Source organism: Bordetella bronchialis (assembly GCF_001676705.1).
GTDB classification, from domain to species: domain Bacteria; phylum Pseudomonadota; class Gammaproteobacteria; order Burkholderiales; family Burkholderiaceae_B; genus Bordetella_C; species Bordetella_C bronchialis.
In genome coordinates this window covers 1,561,064-1,577,598 of the sequence record NZ_CP016170.1, presented here as the reverse complement: position 1 = coordinate 1,577,598, position 16,535 = coordinate 1,561,064, and the positions used below count along the sequence as shown (strand labels likewise).

Genomic DNA, 16,535 nt, shown 5'->3' with positions numbered 1-16,535 from the left:
GGCGCTGGACCGGCCGACCGGGCCGGCCACGACAGGCATCTCCCCCGCCGGACGGCATCAGCAATATGACCGGAAACGCCCCGCCGGACGGCATCAGCATGATGACCGGAAACGCCCCGCCGGACGGCATAAGAAAGCCCTAAAGACAAGCACCCGAAGAACGGCAAGAGCAAGATCGCCTGAACCGCCAGCCCTGCCAAGGACCGAAGTAAGCAAGAAGACCGCCCTCCCCCCATCCCGATACAATCGAATCTTCGCGCGGCCACCAAGGCCGCGCCTGTCATTCATTCAGTGTTAATGGAAAAAAGCGATCTATCCGGCCACACGCCGATGATGCAGCAGTACCTGAAGCTGAAGGCCGAAGCCGGCCCGCTGCTGCTCTTCTACCGCATGGGCGACTTCTATGAGATGTTCTATGAAGACGCCGAGCGCGGCGCGCGGCTGCTGAATCTGACCCTGACCAAGCGCGGCACGTCCAATGGCAGCCCCATCCCCATGGCCGGCGTCCCCGTGCACGCCATGGAGCAATACCTGGCCAAGCTGGTCGCGCTGGGCGAATCCATTGCCATCTGCGAGCAGATCGGCGACCCCGCCGCGTCCAAGGGCCCCGTGGAGCGCCGCATCGTGCGCATCGTCACGCCCGGGACGCTTACGGACGACGCGCTACTGCCCGCCAAGGCCGATCGCTGCCTGGCCGCGGTATTCCCCGGCGCCGGCCGCGCGCCGCGCGCCGGCCTGGCCTGGCTGAACCTGGCAAGCGGCGACTTCCACGTCACGGAATGCGCGCCCACGCAGATCGAATCCGAGCTGCATCGTATCGCCCCGGCGGAGATCGTGTATCCGGAAGGCGCCGAACTTCGCGTCAACATCGACGGCGCGCAGACCCGCGTGCCGGATTGGCATTTTGAAAGCGACGGCGCCCGCGCCCATCTGCTGGCGCATTTCCGTACCGACTCGCTGGCCGGCTTCGATGTTGAAGACATGCCCGCTGGCGTCCGCGCCGCCGGCGCCCTGCTGCGCTATGCGGCCCGGACCCAGTCGCAGGCCCTGTCGCACGTACAGGGGATCAGCGTCGACCGTCCAGGCCAGTACGTGCTGATGGATCCGGTCACCCGCCGCAATCTGGAACTGACGCAAACGCTCAGCGGCGAAGAATCGCCCACGCTGTTCTCGATTCTGGACAACTGCCGCACCCCCATGGGCAGCCGCCTGCTGCGGCGATGGCTGCATCATCCGCTGCGGGACAACGCGCCCGTGCTGGAACGCCAGCAGGCCATCGCGGCGCTGCTTGCGGCCCGCCTCGACACCCCCGCCGGCCTGGCCGCGGCCATGCCGCTGGAGATGCTGCGCGATACGCTGAAGCGGTTTCCGGATATCGAGCGTATTGCCGCGCGTGTCGCGCTGCGCTCCGTGCGCCCGCGCGAGCTTGCCAGCTTGCGCGACGCCTTGGCGGAACTGCCGGCACTGTGCGAACAAGTGCGTGGCCTGGCAACGGATGGCCGCTTCGCGGCCCTGGCGGCGCATTTGTCGCCCGATCCCGCCGTCCATGCCTTGCTGGCCGCCGCCATCGCCGCCGAGCCCGCGGCAGCCATCCGCGACGGTGGCGTCATGGCGGCCGGATTCGACGCCGAGCTCGACGAACTGCGTGCGCTGGCCACCGATGGCGGCGATTTCCTGATGCAATTGGAAGCCCGCGAGCGCGAACGCAGCGGCATCCCCAACTTGCGTGTGGAATTCAACCGCGTGCACGGCTTCTATATCGAAGTCACCCGAGGCCAGGCGGACAAGGTGCCGGAAGACTATCGCCGGCGCCAGACCCTCAAGAACGCCGAGCGCTACATCACGCCGGAACTGAAAACCTGGGAAGACCGCGTGCTGTCCGCCCAGGACCGCTCCCTGGCCCGCGAAAAGTGGCTGTACGAGCAGGTGCTGGAACAACTCGGCGGCCACGTGCGCGCCCTGTCCGACTGCGCGTCCGCGCTGGCCGAGCTGGACACCCTGGCGGCGCTGGCAGAGCACGCGCGCCGCCACGACTGGAACGCGCCCGAGCTTTCCGAGGACGCGGAGATCGACATCGAGGCCGGCCGCCATCCGGTCGTGGAGCGCGCGATCGAACGCTTCACGCCCAACAGCTGCAAGCTGGACGCCACCCGGCGCATGCTACTGATCACCGGCCCGAACATGGGGGGTAAATCGACGTATATGCGGCAGGTCGCCTTGATCGCCCTGCTGGCGCGCACGGGCAGCTTCGTGCCCGCCGCGCGCGCCCGCATCGGCAGGCTGGACCGCATTTTCACGCGTATCGGCGCGGCGGACGACCTGGCGGGCGGCCGCTCTACCTTCATGATGGAAATGACGGAGGCCGCTGCCATCCTGGCGGCCAGTACGCCCGCCAGCCTGGTACTGATGGACGAGATCGGGCGGGGCACGTCCACCTACGATGGCCTGGCACTGGCCTGGGCTATCGCGCTGCGGCTGCTGACGCACAACCGTGCCCTGACGCTGTTCGCCACGCACTATTTCGAGATCACCCGCATGGCGGCGGAGCAGCCCACGGCCGCCAACGTACACCTGGCCGCGGCGGAATCCGCGGGCGGCATCGTCTTCCTGCACGAAGTGCGGGAAGGTCCGGCCAGCCGCAGCTACGGCATCCAGGTGGCGCAGCGCGCCGGCGTGCCGGCCGCCGTCATCCGCCAGGCCTCGCGCGAACTGGAACGCCTGGAAGCGCAAGGCGCGCCCACGCCTCAATTGGGGTTGTTCGCCGCGGCGGCGCAGGCGGACGCGGAATCGGCGGCCCGGTCCGCGGCCATGCAGGAGACCGAATCCCTGCTGTCGATGCGCGACGCGCTGGCCGACGTGGATCCCGATAGCCTGACGCCGCGCGAAGCCCTGGAAACCCTGTATCGGCTGAAGGCGCTCCTGCCATGACAGCCACCGCTTGCCACACGCACCCCCCGCGCGGGCGGACCGGCACGCATCATCGGAAGGCGCCACGGTCATGACGATCCCCCATCCCGACCAGCCGCTGGATCTGCTGGGCGGCCGTACGCCGGCCGCGTTCATGAAAGCCTATTGGCAGCGCAAGCCGCTGTTGATCCGCCAGGCCATCCCCGGTTTCAAGCCGCCGCTCTCCATCGCGGAGATCAAGCGCATGGCCCGCCAGGACGAGGTAGCGTCGCGCCTGATCTGGCGGGAAGAAGGCCAGTGGAACATGGAGCACGGCCCCTTCGCGCGGCTGCCCAAGGCGTCCGCGCCGGATTGGACCCTGCTGGTCCAGAGCGTGGACTTGCATCACGATGCGGCGGCGGAGCTGATGCACCGCTTCCGCTTCATCCCGGATGCGCGCCTGGACGACGTGATGATCAGCATCGCCACCGACGGCGGCGGCGTGGGCCCCCACTTCGATAGCTACGACGTCTTCCTGCTGCAGGCGGTCGGACGCCGCGAATGGCGCATCGGCCGCCAGCGCGACCTGAGCCTGGAGCCGGACCTGCCGCTGAAGATCCTGCGCCGCTTCGAACCGGAGACCACCTATGTGCTGGAACCGGGCGACATGCTGTACCTGCCGCCGCAGGTGGCGCACGATGGCATCGCACAGGGGGACTGCATGACGATTTCCATCGGCTTTCGCGCGCCGGACCAGGCCACCCTGGCGCGCGGAATGCTGGAGGCCGCCGCCGAACAGGTACTGGCCCGAGCCGGCCAGCCCAGCGGCCCCTATGGCGAACCCGCCCTGCCGGGCCCGCGCCTGGACGGCCGATATCGCGATCCCGGCCTGGCGCCGACGGCCAATCCCGCGCAGTTGCCGGAGAAGCTCACGGCCGCCGCGCTGGCGGCCGTCGGCCGTGTGCGCTTCGACGAAGCGCTGGCGCATCGCTTCCTGGGCTGCTGGCTGACCGAGCCGGGCGCCACCGCAGTATTCGATGCCCCCACGGAGGACGGCCCGGACCTGGTTGCCGACTGGCCCGTCGCCGGCCTGCTGCGCCTGGACCGGCGCTCGCGCATGCTTTATCGCGGCAGGCAACTGTTCATCAATGGCGAAACCGCCGCCGTGTCCGCCAGCGCGCCGCTGCGGCGCCTGGCGGACGCACGCTCACTGGCCTGCGACGATCCGCTGGCGGGCAAGCTGACCGAAGAAGAAAAAGCATGTTTGATGCAGTGGCTGGACGATGGCTGGCTGCGCTACGAAGCTCCCGCGTGAATTGGGGTCGGAAAACAAAAATGCCCCGATGAAAACCCCGAAAGGTTTCCAGAACACACAATTCAACGATTATTCCTACGCAAACGACACATTAGGAAAAACCCTATACATCGAAGTAAGGCCTGTTTCGTTTGGGACTAGCAAGCTTTAACTTCCACACTCAATCATCCGGGTAACTCCTGTAGCCTGAATTCGTCATCCCGGCTAGGCGCCTGCGCGGGCAGGCCCCCGGGCCGCACGATTGCCATCACAAAGGAGATATTCGAATGATGACGAAAACCCTGATTTTGGCTAGCGTTCTTGCCGTGTCGCTGACCGCCTGCAACAAGAACGACAATGCCACGCCGTCGGGCTCGTCCAGCACTCCGCCCTCGAGCTCGTCCGGCGCTTCGTCCGCGCCCCCCGCCACGGCGCCGTCCGCGACGCCCCCGGCCGCTGGCGGCGGTGGCGCGACCACGACGCCGGGCACCGGCAGCGGCGGCGGCACCACGGGCGGCACGACGCAATAAGCCGTACCGACCGCGAAAGCCGCATGGCATTGCGGCTTCTCCAAACGAAAAAGGAACGCCAGCGCGCGTTCCTTTTTTATCGCCCGTTGCGTGGGCCGCGCAGGCGGCGCGGACTCGGTGGATCGCCACGAGACGCACCGACCCGCGGCGTGACCGGGCATTCTGCGCGCCAGCACCGGCCACCTCGGCGGCGCCTGTTCCGGGTCGGACGCATGCGGCGCCTTCTTACCCGCCACAAAAAAAGAGGCCCTTGCCAGGGCCTCTTTCCGTCCACCGATGCCGCGGTTACTGCGCCGCTGACATCTTGTCCGCCAGCACGCTCAGCAGGCGCTGGGCGGTGGGGCTGCTGTCGACCTGGCCATTCGCGTCCAGCACGGTGACCTGCGTGGTCGCGCCCTGGCCAACCACATGGATGCGGTACTGCGGCGCCTGGCTGGGACGTGCGGTACCGAACATCCGGCTGAAGAAGCCCGGCTCGTCCCGCTGCAGGCCCGTGTCCGTATCCAGGTAGCGCACGTAGAAATCCCCGGCCGAGCGGTCGCGGTCGTCCACGGTGAAGCCGCCCGAATCCAGCGCGACACCGACGCGGCGCCACGCGCGATCGAAGGACTCCTGCACGTTCAGGCGCGCGCCGTCGGCCTGTACATCGCGAACGATCTTGGGCTGCGCGGGCGTGGCCTCTGCACGGGCGACCATGGTCTTGGCCTGGTCCACGCTGGTGCCCAGGTAAACCATCAGCCGCGCCAGCATGGCGGCGTTCAGACCGGGATCCTCGGGGCCGGGCTGCCATTGCAGATTGCCGGAATCGCGCTGGCCCACGTTCTTTTCCACCATGTGCTGGTGGCTGATGTAGATCTCGGTATGACCGTTGACGCGTTCCATGCGCGTGCGGAATTTCTCGCGCTCGCCGCTATCGTAGGCCTGCTCCAGGACGAAGCCCAGCGCCTGGCGCAGCCAGCTTTCCGGGATCTTGGCGCGGTTCTCGGCCCAGTCGGTTTCGATCAGGCCGGCCTGCGGATTATTGGTCTGGATGGTGAAGCCGTTGCTGGTCCAGAAATCCACCACCTTGCCGAAGATCTGGTCCGGCGGCAGATCGACCACCAGCCAGCGGATATCGCCGTCGCGTTCGACATGCATATCGGTACGCGCGGGCAGCACGTCGCTGGTGGCTTTACCCTGGGCCTGGGCGGCCGCCTGCTGCTGGCCTTCCGCCTGGTATTGCGAGAAGGTGGTGGTGCCCCCAGGAGGCGCCTTGTAGCGAGGGTCGGCGGCGGCCTGGGTCAGGTCCGGCGGAATGCTGAGCGGCTGCGACACCTGGCTGCTGGCACTCTTGTAATCGATGGGTTCTTCTTTGCCCAGAATCTGGTTGACGTCGCTGCACCCTGCCAGCATGACCAGGGTAAGCAATGCCGAGTAACCGGCATGGCGCGTGTTCATACGTATCCTCATTGAATGCTTTTAGAGCAGGCCCGCGTCCCGCAACGCGGCCTCCACCGCGGCGTGGTGCTGCGCACCGAGTTCCACCAGGGGCAGCCGGTAGCCCAGGGGCATGCGGCCCATGCGCGCCAGCGCCCATTTGACGGGAATCGGGTTGGCCTCGATGAAAAGAGCCTTGTTTAGACGGGCCACCCGGGCGTTCAGTTCACGCACCTTGGGCACGTCCATGGCCAGCGCCGCCGCACACAGATCGTGCATCAGGCGGGGCGCGACGTTGGCGGTCACGGAGATATTGCCGCGACCGCCCAGGAGCATCAGCGCGGCGGCCGTGGGGTCGTCGCCGCTGAACACCTGGAATCCGGCCGGCGCTTCGCGCAGCAGCAAGGCGCCGCGGCCGATGTCGCCCGTTGCATCCTTGATGCCGACGATGCCGGGTACCTGGGCCAGCCGCAGGACCGTCTCGTTGGAGAGGTCGGCGACCGTGCGCCCGGGCACGTTGTACAGCACCGTGGGGAGGTCCACGGCTTCCGCGATGCGGCGGAAATGCTGGTACAGGCCTTCCTGCGAAGGCTTGTTGTAGTACGGGACGACGGACAGGCCGGCCTGGGCGCCCACCGCCTTGGCATGCCGGGCCAGGTGGATGGCTTCGTCCGTGGAATTCGCGCCGACCCCGGCGATCACCGGGACGCGGCCGGCGGCGTGTTCCACCGCCACCCGTATCAGTTCGGCATGTTCTTCCATCGACACGGTGGGCGATTCGCCCGTCGTGCCGACCACCACGAGGACGTCGGTGCCTTCGGCCACGTGCCAGTCGATCAATGCGCGGTAGGCCGCGTAATCGAGCGTGCCGTCGGGGTGCATGGGAGTGACGAGGGCCACCATGCTGCCCTGGAAAGTAACGCCAGCGGCGGATGCCGAGGATGCCATGTGAGAGGGGCTCCGGTGCCCGCCGGCCAGCCCGGCGGGGACTTCGTGTGTAAATCCCGCGAGTTTACCGGATACCACGAAAAAACCTATAGAAACCAGCTGACCACCGTGCTGCCCAGCGCAAAAATCGGCCGCAGGAATACCCACAGGGCGCCGCTGAACAGCAGCAGCAGCACGATCATCATGCCGTAGGGCTCGATGCGCGCGTATTGGTAGGCCAGCCGGTGGGGCAGCAGGCTGTACAGGATCCGTCCCCCGTCCAGCGGCAACAGGGGCAGCAGGTTCAGGGCCATCAGCACCAGGTTGATCTGCACCCCGGCCGAGGCCATGTCGAACCAGTAGCCTTCCGCGCCGCCGCTTTGGTAGACCAGCTTGAGCATGATGCCCCACAGGATGGCCATAAGCAGATTGGACCCGGGGCCGGCGGCCGCCACCCAGAGCATGTCCTGCTTAGGACGGCGCAGGCGGCCGAAATCCACGGGCACGGGCTTGGCCCAGCCGAACAGGATGCCGGGGCTGCCCAGCAGCTTGGACGCCAGCAGGATGACCAGCGGCACGAGCAGGGTGCCGACAGGATCGATGTGCCGGACGGGATTCAGGCTGACGCGGCCCATCTGGTAGGCCGTCGGGTCGCCGAACATGCGGGCGACATAGCCATGCGCCGCCTCGTGCAGCGTAATGGCGAAAATGACGGGGATCGCGTATATCGCGATCGACTGGATGATGTCGTCCATGGATCAGGCGATTCCAAGCTGGGCGGGGTCGCCACGGCCCACCCGGATGAGTTGCGCTTCGTCGCCGGTCAGGTCGACGACGGTTGTGGGTTCTTTGGGGCAGGCGCCGCTGTCGACGACGGCGGCCAGCACGTGCTCGTAGCGTTCGCGGATTTCCTGCGCGTCGTTGAGCGCATCGGTTTCGCCGGCGGGGATCAGGGTGGTGGACAACAGGGGCTCGCCGAATTGTTCCAGCAGGCCCAGCGTGACCGGGTGCGCGGGCACCCGCAAACCTATGGTCTTGCGCGACGGATGGGACACCCGCCGCGGGACCTCGCGCGTGGCTTCCAGGATAAAGGTGAAAGGCCCCGGCGTGGCCGCCTTCAGCATGCGATATTGGCGGTTGTCCACGCGGGCGAAATGCCCCAGCTGGGCCAGGTCGCGGCAGATCAGCGTAAGGTGGTGGCGTTCGTCCAGGCCGCGCAGGCGGCGCAGCCCATCCGCCGCCGCCTTGTCGTCCAGGCGCGCGATGACGGCATAGCTGGAGTCGGTGGGCACGGCGGCCAGGCCGCCGTCGCGCAGCAACTGCGCGGCCTGTTTCAATAGACGGGGCTGGGGATTCGCGGGGTGGACGGTAAAGAATTGCGCCATGGGGCTATCCTAACATCTTGCAAGAACACATCCGCCGCCCGGCGGCCTGAAGGAGAGTGTCATGCGATTGGACGATTCGCGTGAAAGTGAAAATGTGGAAGACCGCCGTGGCGGCGGGATAGGCATCGGGGGCGGCAAGCTCGGCATCGGCGCGATCATCCTGGCGCTGGTCGCGATGTACTTCGGCGTCGACCCGGCGGTGGTGCTGCAGCTGGTGCAGGACCCGGCCAGCCAGCAGGCGCCGGCCACCGGCACCGCCCCGCCGGCCAACGACCCGCAGGCGCGCTTCGTGGCCAAGGTGCTGGGCGAAACCGAAGACACGTGGCAGGCGATTTTCCGCGAGCATGCCAGCCGCGCCTACGTCCCGCCCCGGCTGGTGCTCTACACCGGGGCCACGCAGACCGCCTGCGGCACCGGCCGCGCCGCCATGGGTCCGTTCTACTGCCCCGCGGACAGCAAGGTCTACCTGGACCTGGGCTTTTTCGACGACATGAAGCGCCGCTTCCAGGCACCGGGCGATTTCGCCCAGGCCTACGTCATCGCGCACGAGGTCGGACACCATGTACAGCATCTGCTGGGCATCTCCGAACGCGTCGCCGCGCTACAGCAGGAAAATCCCCGCCAGGCCAATGCGCTGTCCGTGCGGCTGGAGCTGCAGGCCGACTGCTACGCGGGCCTGTGGGCGAAGCGCGCCGACAGCGCGCGGCACATCCTGGAGGCCGGCGATGTGGAAGAAGCATTGAATGCCGCCAGTGCGATCGGCGACGACCGGCTGCAAAAACAGAGTCAGGGCTATGTCGTGCCTGACGCGTTCACGCACGGTTCGTCCGCGCAGCGCGTGCGCTGGTTCAAGCGCGGTCTGGAGAGCGGCGATCCGCGCCGCTGCGACACGTTCAGCGCGCAATCGCTCTAGGCAGCCGTCGGGGGAAACCGCGCCCTGCCGGCGCCGCCGATGCGGGGCGTCCCGATGCCGGGCGTTCCGATGCCGGCCCCCGCGGTCGGCGCCGCGATGCCGGGCTCCCCTACGCCGGGTTCGCCTAAGCCGGGCCCCCCTAAGCCGGGCTCCCCTAAGCCGGGCGCCCCGCATATCGTTGTGGCGGTTGCTCACGGCCGGGGCCGGCCGGAAACGTGCGCGGGCGGCTGGCCATCAAAGCAGCTGGAATCCGCCTCCGGCGCGGTAGCGGCGGAATGCGTCCAGGCTGGCGCGCACGTGCGGCATCATCGGCGGCAACGGGGCGTCTATGTCCAGCCAGCGCAAGACCGGCGTTTCATGCGGATCCGGGCGCGCCGCGCCATCGAATTCCCGGCAGTGGAACAACACGGCCTGATAGTGGCAGACATCCCCGTTGGGCAGCGTGACGGTTTCCACCCGCGGATCCGAGGCATGCCCGAACGCGATCAGTTGCCCGGCAGCCAGGCCTGTCTCTTCGAGGATCTCGCGCCGCGCCGCCTGCTCCGCGGATTCGCCGATCTCGATGTGCCCCCCGGGCAGGCCCCACATGCCGGCGAAGTCGGCACGCGCGTGCAGCAACACCGTGCCGTCGGGGCGTTCCAGCACCACCCGCACGCATGGGCACAACAACGGCCGCGGCCCCACCAGGGCACGCAGCCGTCCCAGCGTGGACTGGGAAAACGCGGTCATGACACCGCCAGGCGCGCTCCCGACAGGGCATCGACGATTTCGCGGCCGTGCGCCACGGCGGCATGGACGGCCTCGGCCGGGCTGTAGACGAAACCACCGTCCATGAAACGCGGAATAGGATATTCGTCGCCGTCCGCGGGTTGCAGCGAGGCGGGCGCCACGCAAACCACCGCGCGGAACACCGGCGTACCGCCGTCGGCCGGCGCCGGCATATCCCGGGCCACCTTGGCGGTCAAGCGATAACCCTTGTAGACGTCGTTATTGCGATGCACGCGTTCTTCCCCTCTCGTGATGGGTCCAATGACGAGCATACCCCCCACGCATGACATGTCGTGGAATGTTTTGTAACCACAACATGACAGAAAGTTAACCCGGGTTTTCCCGGCGGGCCGGCATGCGCGAGGCCCGCGTGCATGGGCCGACCGCGTCCCGCCGGACATGTCACCGTTTTTCTTCACTCGGGAATGGCGCTTGCGCGCCTTCTGGAAGGCGCTGTGCACTTCAGTGCCGGTCATGCGGAGACAGACATGCTGACTAAAGAACAGCTGCAGCTTCTGAAACAAATACACGCCGGCGAGCAAGGCATCGAGGGCGACCAAGCCAGGGATTTGCTGGACCGCGGCTTCGTCGCCCAACAGGAAGGAGGCTTGACGATTACGCCCCAAGGCCGGGACGCCCTGGGCCTGCGCGAGGGGTTCGGCGATGCCATCGTCGACGCGGTCCTGCCGGGCGCGGGCGCCCGGCAGGCGGAGGAAAAACACTGAGCCGGCCTCAGGCCTTGAGCGCCGCGATGACGGAATCGCGCATTGTTTCGAAGCCGGCAACGTATTGCTGGCTTTCCGACCGGGCAAGCAGGCCGGCATAGTTCTGTTCGAGGCGGGTTTCCACCGCCTCGCGCAGGCCCGGCGTGCCGCGCGCGATATGCAGGACGCACAGCAGCGACGCCGTCAACGCGCTGATCTGGCCGCCCTGATGAGCGATGGTCTGCGCGATCAGCGCCAGTTTCTCGTCGGTATCCATGATCGATCCTCCTGATCTTTAGCCGGTCCGCGGGACGCGGCTCGCGTCCCGGTCCGGCGGCGGCGGGCATCCTAGCACGGCGGTCGCCACGGGCCGGGACTCGTACATCGGACGGCTTGCCCAGTTTTCCGTATAACGCCAACATCATCGTATATCGGCCGGCATCGCGGTCCTCGTTACCGCGTGCCGGCGCCGCCCGGACGAACGTAACGAAGCGCCCATGACAAAACCGGCAAAAATCATCCTCATCGCCATCCTGCTGCTCGCGGTGGCCGTCGTCGGCGGGCTGCATATCGCCTCGCGGGTCGTGGTCAACCGTATCCAGGACATGATGGGCGACAAAGGCCATGCCGCGCGCATCGACGTCGGCTGGCGGCGTATCGTCCTGGACGATGTGGAAATCGGCGCGCCGCCGGACTGGCCCTCGCGCCAGACCTTGCGCGCGGCCCGCGTGACCATCGAGCCGGATTGGCGCGCCCTGCTTTCCGACCGCCTGGACATCCGCCGCATCGTCGTCAGCGACTACAGCCTTTCCGTCCTGCGCTCGGCGGATGGCAGCCTGCAGATGCTGCCCACCCTGCGGCAGCGCGCGCGGGAACGGGCGCAGGCCCGTGGCGAGGACCCGGACGCACCCGGCGAGACGCGGCGTGAAACCCGCGTCGGCTTGCTGGTGCTGGAGAAGGGCCGCCTGGACTTCTACGATGCGCGCGTGGCCAAACCGCCGTACCGGGTGCCGTTCGAGAACGTGAATGCCGAAATCGGCCCGCTCAGGGCGCCGGCCAACGACGAGCATACGCAGATCAAGCTGCAGGGCCAGATGGTGGGCAAGCAGCGGCGCGGCGCCGTCAGCGTCCAGGGCTGGGTCGCCCTGCCCAGCCACGATGCCGATGTACGTACCACGACCTCCGGCGCGGACGTCGGCCTGCTGGCGCCCTACCTGCAGAAACACGCGCCTTCTTTGCTGACCGCCGGCCAGATGGACCTGGATATGACCACGCGCGTCAAGAATCAGCAGTTGGCGGCGCAAGGAAAGGCCACGCTGCGCGATCTGGACTTCAGCGGCGGCACCCTGGGCTCCCTGCCGCGCCGCGCCGTCATGGCGGCGCTGGAGGATCGCAAGGGGGAAGTGACGTTCGAGTTCACGCTACAGGGCAGCCTGAAGGACCCGAAATTTTCGCTGACGGACGACCTTTCCACCCGCATCGTGGGCGGGTTTACCAAGGCGATCGGCGTCAGCGTGGAAGGTGTGGCCGAGGGCGTGGGATCCGCCGTCAAGGGATTGGGTGGGGCGCTGGGCGAGCTGCTGGGGAAATAAATCAGGCGGATCGCGCGCCGGCGTGGGCGTCCGGGGCCTGCCGGCGTCCGGGCGGGGCTTGGACCGGGGGCCTGTGTCAGAGGCCTGTATCAGGCCACCCAACCGCCATCCGGGACGCTCGGTCCCGGGACCGGCAGATCATCCCCCTTTCCCTTCCCGGGCCGCGCGGGCTCGGGCGGAGCCGGCGCACCGAGGGGTGGCTTGCCGGGGCCGGGCACCGGGTCCTTGGGCGGGATATCGGGATTCTCGGGCAAGCCGGGATCGATGGGACCGATGGGGCGTACGGGCTGGATCGGATTCATGGCGAGCTCCTTTGGTCGTGCCTGAAAGCCGGCGTGGCTGCAAACGCCATGCCTCGGTCGCGATCGCGCCGTCCGCTATGCCGTGCTTTTCGCTCCATCGATATATGCCTTCGCGCGCGACACCGCGGCGGCATTCGCGGACGCCGCATCCAGGAAGACGTACTGCGCGCGCTTGCACAAATGAACCGGCGGACCCGGCTGGCCATCGGCGTCCAGGGCGGCGACGGCGATGGTGGTGAGATAGACGCCGGTATCGGATTCCGCCGACACCGGACGAACGTCGATCGACACCGCGTGGCCGCGGTATTCAAACGATTCGATGTCCCGCATGCCTTCCTCCCGAACGGAATGGCCACTCGCGGCCAGCCCAGCGAATATAGGACAATCTGCTCTTTCGATCATCGTGGAGCCGTCGTGTCGCCCCGGGACCTGGCCTTGGCTTTCGTCGTCATTCTCGTGTGGGGAATGAACTTTGTCGTCATCAAAGTGGGCTTGAACGGCATACCGCCCATGCTGTTGGGTGGCTTGCGATTCCTGCTTGCGGCGGTTCCGGCCGTGTTCTTCGTCAAGCGCCCCGCCATCCCCACGCGCTGGCTGGTGGCGTACGGCGCCACGATCTCGCTGGGGCAATTCGCTTTCCTGTTCACGGCCATGGCGGTAGGCATGCCGGCAGGCCTGGCGTCCGTCGTGCTGCAGGCGCAGGCGTTTTTTACCGTGGCGCTGGGCGCGCTGCTGTTGAAGGAACCCTTCCGCCGTCACAACGCCGTGGGCTTGCTGGTCGCCGCCGGCGGGCTGGCCCTGATCGGCGAAGAAGGCGGTGCCGGCATGACCTTGATCGGCTTCGTGCTGACCTTGTGCGCCGCGCTGATGTGGGGGCTGGGCAATATCGCCACCAAGAAAGCCGGCAAGGCCGACATGCTGGGGCTGGTCGTCTGGGGCAGCCTGATTCCCCCGCTGCCTTTCTTCGCGTTGTCGTGGTGGCTGGAAGGACCGGACCGCATACAGGCCGCCCTGGGCTCGGTCAGCGGGGCATCGGTGTTCGCGGTGGTGTATTTGTCCTTCATTGCCACGCTGGTGGGATACGGCCTGTGGGCGTGGCTGATGTCGCGCCACCCGGCCGCGCAGGTGGCGCCGTTCTCGCTGTTGATTCCGGTGATCGGGCTGGCCGCCGCCGCCGCGCTGCTGGGCGAGATCCCGACGCCGGCGCAGATAGGCGGCGCGCTACTCGTGATGGCGGGCCTGCTGGTGAATACCTTCGGGGGCCGCCGCCGCGCATAGCGCGGCGAAGGCGATACGGACCTGAGGCGGGCTACACGCTCATGGTCACCGACGGTTTTCTGGACGAAGCGGCACTGTCGGACCGGTAGGGATTGGCCGGCGTCTGGGCCGCCGGCTGAAGATGCTGGCGCCGCGCGGCACGCCATTGGCTGAACGCCGCCCACATCGACTCGAAAGGCCGGGCCACCACCCTGGCCCGGCGCTGCCATTTGGGTTTGCCGGTTTTCTGCTTGAGCGTACTGGCCGCGGCCGCGGCGTCTTCTTGCGCCGCATGCGCGGACGGGGTGGATGCACCGGGGCCCATCGCCAGGCCTTCCTGGCTGCCGCGCCGACTGGGCGCAGGCGTCGCAGCCCCATTGGCCACGCCATTCACCATGGTGTGCCCCATGGCGAACTCGGCCTGGGCCGGCCCGGCGTGGCCGCCGGCGACGAACGAAGTGACCGATATGGATCCCGCGGAACTCGTGGTAGACGACTCGCTGGGCTTGCGGCCGTTCGCCGCCGGAGCGGGGACCGGATCCGCCGGCACGGGCGGCGGGGGCTGCACATCGCCCTTCATTTTGAGTTGGTCCAAGGCTTTCGTGACCGCTTGGAGATCCCGCATGGCGTCGATGCCATCCGCGCCATCCCGGCGTACCGCGGGCATAGAGTCCGAGGCGGCGAGTTCTTCCTGGAAACGCGCCTGCAGGCCGGCGGCGTCCCGTTCGGCCTGCTCGCTGGACTGTTGCGCCATCATGGCGCCACGCAGCGTGACCAGACTCTGGAACACCGAAGGGGCATATTGGATTTCCGGCGGCACGCCGATTTGCGCCGCGCCGGCGCTTAATTCCACCTCGTGCAGCCACAAAGCTTGGGCGGCATCCGCGTCGGGCAGCGCCGCGCCCGTGGCCAGCAAGTTCACGGCAAGCGGCTTGTCCTGAGCGGCCAGGTCCCGGAAGAAATCCAGGATCGCACGGCCGGTTGCCGTGCCGTCGATTGCTCGCAGGATGGCGGCCAGGGCCTGGCGATGGGGCTGTACCGATCCGGCCAATAGGACATTCAGGCAGCCGTCCAGGTCGTCTTTCGCCGGCTTGGGAAGAACGGCCGGCGCGTGCGCGTCCGGCCACGAAGGCGGAGCGATGTTGACAGAAACCGCTTGATTCACTTCCATGATGTCTCCTTTAGCTGGGAGTGTGGGTGGTCCCGGCGCGCGAGCCGCCGTTATCGGTTCTGGCCGGATCCGCGTTCCATATCGACCGCGTGCGCTTGTGCCGCGTCGGCTTTTGGCCTTCCCGCGCCTGCTTGATAAGAGGACGGTCCGCGTCCGTGGCATCGGAAGCGGCGCCCGAGCCCCGGCGCGGGATCGAGGCCGGTGTCGGAGTCGAGATCGGGCCGGAGACCGAGGTCGCGATCGCGGTCGCGGTCGAGTCCGGGGCCGCGACCCCGGTCGAGGTCACGAAAGGGACCGCGGCCAGCGTGGAAGCCGGGCTGGACACGCCGGCGTCGAGCGCGATACCGGCCCCAGCCTTTCGGTGCGGTATCGGCGCGCCTGCCTGCCCGTAGCGGTCATCGCGGGGCGTGCCGCGGCGACGAAGCAGGAAATCCGCGCATCTGCGGGCCTGGCATTCGACCCATCGGAAGGTGCGCCGCACGCGTCCCGCCCCCGGCTCGTGAACGGCGGCGCCGCCGTTTTCGGTCACGGGGCCGTAAGGATGCGGCGCCGTGGAAGGCTTGGAGGACGGTATCAACAGGCTGGGCGCCGGCGCGGCGTGGTCCCGGGAGGGGCGTGGCGGCAGCGACGGCGCTTGCGCGGCGGGCGGGGGTCCTGGAGGCTGCGCCGGCCGGGGCGGCAAGGGGGGTGGAGCGGGACGCATGGCCGCCGGGGACACCGCGTCCGCGTCCTGGCCCCCCGCACCGGCGCCAGGACGAGCCGGCGTGCGCTGGTGCACCTCGCCCTGGAAACGCGCTCGGGTCATGATCGGATCCATGCGGACGAGAAGCGGCTCGTCCGACGGGTTCCTGAAATGCCCGCCCTGTTCCCGCAGCGCCAGGGTATTGCGGATCTCTGTAAGCCGGAACAATACCCACGGTGCGTGTTCGAGTTCGGGCGAAACGCCTATCGTGCGCGCGCCACCCGTCAGGACTTCCTGGCTGAGGAGCAGGCAGTGCTGCCTGGCTGCCTGCTGCGTCAGCGCATCCCGCGGATCCAGGATATCGATGGACGGCACATGCCCGCGAGCGGCAAGCCTGCCGAAATCGTGGAGAAGTTCGCGCCCGATCTGCGTGCCGCCGATGACCGCGAGGATGTCCATGACGCGTTGGCGATGGGGCTTGACGGTCGGGAAGACGGTGGCGGTCAGCATTCCACCCAGGACGTCCGTTTCGCGTTCCGGTGGACGCGGCGGACTGGCGGGATGCGCGGCCGCGACGGGAAGATCCGCGGATCCTCCTATTGACCCAGCTGTCGGCATGAGGTGTCCTCCATGAAGTAGCGCGGGGCGTGACGCCCTTGCCGAGCGTAGGTGGGATTCGGCGGTGACGCGTTCCGCCTTTTCCGACAG

At 67.9% G+C, this 16,535-nt stretch carries 17 protein-coding genes; 7 read left to right on the top strand and 10 right to left on the bottom strand.

The annotated features are described in order from the left end of the window. The first annotated feature begins 297 nt into the window (after positions 1–297). The 3 genes from mutS to BAU06_RS26010 all read left to right on the top strand — a co-directional run bounded on the left by mutS (position 298) and on the right by BAU06_RS26010 (position 4,710). Positions 298–2,928, top strand: coding sequence for a DNA mismatch repair protein MutS (mutS, locus tag BAU06_RS07005; protein ID WP_415834943.1), 2,631 nt, complete (start codon positions 298–300; stop codon positions 2,926–2,928). Between the two features lie 70 nt (positions 2,929–2,998). Continuing rightward, a complete protein-coding gene (locus BAU06_RS07000; protein WP_066346149.1) occupies positions 2,999–4,201 on the top strand; it encodes a cupin domain-containing protein in 1,203 nt (400 codons plus the stop codon). A 266-nt stretch (positions 4,202–4,467) separates the two neighbouring features. Continuing rightward, positions 4,468–4,710, top strand: a complete 243-nt coding sequence (locus BAU06_RS26010) for a hypothetical protein (protein WP_066668745.1) — start codon at positions 4,468–4,470, stop codon at positions 4,708–4,710. Between the two features lie 285 nt (positions 4,711–4,995). Here the strand turns inward: BAU06_RS26010 and bamC are convergent, their stop codons facing one another. The 4 genes from bamC to BAU06_RS06975 all read right to left on the bottom strand — a co-directional run bounded on the left by bamC (position 4,996) and on the right by BAU06_RS06975 (position 8,438). Then, entirely contained in the window at positions 4,996–6,147 is a 1,152-nt protein-coding gene (bamC, locus tag BAU06_RS06990) for an outer membrane protein assembly factor BamC (protein ID WP_066346142.1), read from the bottom strand. A 21-nt stretch (positions 6,148–6,168) separates the two neighbouring features. Then, the gene (gene dapA, locus BAU06_RS06985) at positions 6,169–7,074 is read right to left on the bottom strand and encodes a 4-hydroxy-tetrahydrodipicolinate synthase (RefSeq protein ID WP_066346140.1); all 906 of its coding nucleotides are present in this window, start codon (positions 7,072–7,074) and stop codon (positions 6,169–6,171) included. 86 nt (positions 7,075–7,160) lie between these two features. Beyond that, entirely contained in the window at positions 7,161–7,808 is a 648-nt protein-coding gene (locus tag BAU06_RS06980; protein ID WP_066346137.1) for a site-2 protease family protein, read from the bottom strand. A 3-nt stretch (positions 7,809–7,811) separates the two neighbouring features. Then, a complete protein-coding gene (locus BAU06_RS06975) occupies positions 7,812–8,438 on the bottom strand; it encodes an L-threonylcarbamoyladenylate synthase (protein WP_066346134.1) in 627 nt (208 codons plus the stop codon). 61 nt (positions 8,439–8,499) lie between these two features. On the opposite strand from BAU06_RS06975, the gene ypfJ reads away from it, so the two are divergent. Then, positions 8,500–9,351: a KPN_02809 family neutral zinc metallopeptidase gene (gene ypfJ / locus BAU06_RS06970; RefSeq protein ID WP_066346133.1), complete on the top strand. Its 852-nt coding sequence runs from the start codon at positions 8,500–8,502 to the stop codon at positions 9,349–9,351. A gap of 234 nt (positions 9,352–9,585) precedes the next feature. Here ypfJ and BAU06_RS06965 read toward each other — a convergent pair whose 3' ends face one another. Both BAU06_RS06965 and BAU06_RS06960 read right to left on the bottom strand, forming a co-directional pair. Continuing rightward, positions 9,586–10,080 carry an NUDIX domain-containing protein gene (locus BAU06_RS06965; RefSeq protein ID WP_066346132.1) on the bottom strand — a complete coding sequence of 165 codons (495 nt, stop codon included), beginning with the start codon at positions 10,078–10,080 and terminating at the stop codon, positions 9,586–9,588. Further along, the gene (locus tag BAU06_RS06960) at positions 10,077–10,352 is read right to left on the bottom strand and encodes a hypothetical protein (protein WP_156770172.1); all 276 of its coding nucleotides are present in this window, start codon (positions 10,350–10,352) and stop codon (positions 10,077–10,079) included. The genes BAU06_RS06965 and BAU06_RS06960 overlap by 4 nt, the downstream gene beginning before the upstream one ends. 255 nt (positions 10,353–10,607) lie before the next feature. On the opposite strand from BAU06_RS06960, the gene BAU06_RS06955 reads away from it, so the two are divergent. Then, positions 10,608–10,844: a hypothetical protein gene (locus BAU06_RS06955; protein WP_066346128.1), complete on the top strand. Its 237-nt coding sequence runs from the start codon at positions 10,608–10,610 to the stop codon at positions 10,842–10,844. A 7-nt stretch (positions 10,845–10,851) separates the two neighbouring features. On the opposite strand, the gene BAU06_RS06950 is transcribed toward BAU06_RS06955, so the two are convergent. Next, positions 10,852–11,100, bottom strand: coding sequence for a hypothetical protein (locus BAU06_RS06950; RefSeq protein WP_066346125.1), 249 nt, complete (start codon positions 11,098–11,100; stop codon positions 10,852–10,854). Positions 11,101–11,320: 220 nt separating this feature from the next. Between BAU06_RS06950 and BAU06_RS06945 the strand changes: the two genes are divergently transcribed. Continuing rightward, positions 11,321–12,415, top strand: a complete 1,095-nt coding sequence (locus BAU06_RS06945; RefSeq protein ID WP_066346117.1) for a DUF748 domain-containing protein — start codon at positions 11,321–11,323, stop codon at positions 12,413–12,415. Positions 12,416–12,792: 377 nt separating this feature from the next. Here BAU06_RS06945 and BAU06_RS06935 read toward each other — a convergent pair whose 3' ends face one another. Then, positions 12,793–13,047, bottom strand: a complete 255-nt coding sequence (locus tag BAU06_RS06935; protein WP_066346111.1) for a hypothetical protein — start codon at positions 13,045–13,047, stop codon at positions 12,793–12,795. Positions 13,048–13,131: 84 nt separating this feature from the next. On the opposite strand from BAU06_RS06935, the gene BAU06_RS06930 reads away from it, so the two are divergent. After that, entirely contained in the window at positions 13,132–13,995 is an 864-nt protein-coding gene (locus BAU06_RS06930) for an EamA family transporter (protein WP_066346109.1), read from the top strand. 31 nt (positions 13,996–14,026) lie between these two features. Here the strand turns inward: BAU06_RS06930 and BAU06_RS06925 are convergent, their stop codons facing one another. Together BAU06_RS06925 and BAU06_RS26530 are read right to left on the bottom strand one after the other, a co-directional pair. Beyond that, the gene (locus BAU06_RS06925) at positions 14,027–15,145 is read right to left on the bottom strand and encodes a hypothetical protein (protein WP_066346107.1); all 1,119 of its coding nucleotides are present in this window, start codon (positions 15,143–15,145) and stop codon (positions 14,027–14,029) included. Between the two features lie 10 nt (positions 15,146–15,155). Then, positions 15,156–16,337 carry a hypothetical protein gene (locus BAU06_RS26530; protein ID WP_156770171.1) on the bottom strand — a complete coding sequence of 394 codons (1,182 nt, stop codon included), beginning with the start codon at positions 16,335–16,337 and terminating at the stop codon, positions 15,156–15,158. Between the last annotated feature and the right edge of the window lie 198 nt (positions 16,338–16,535).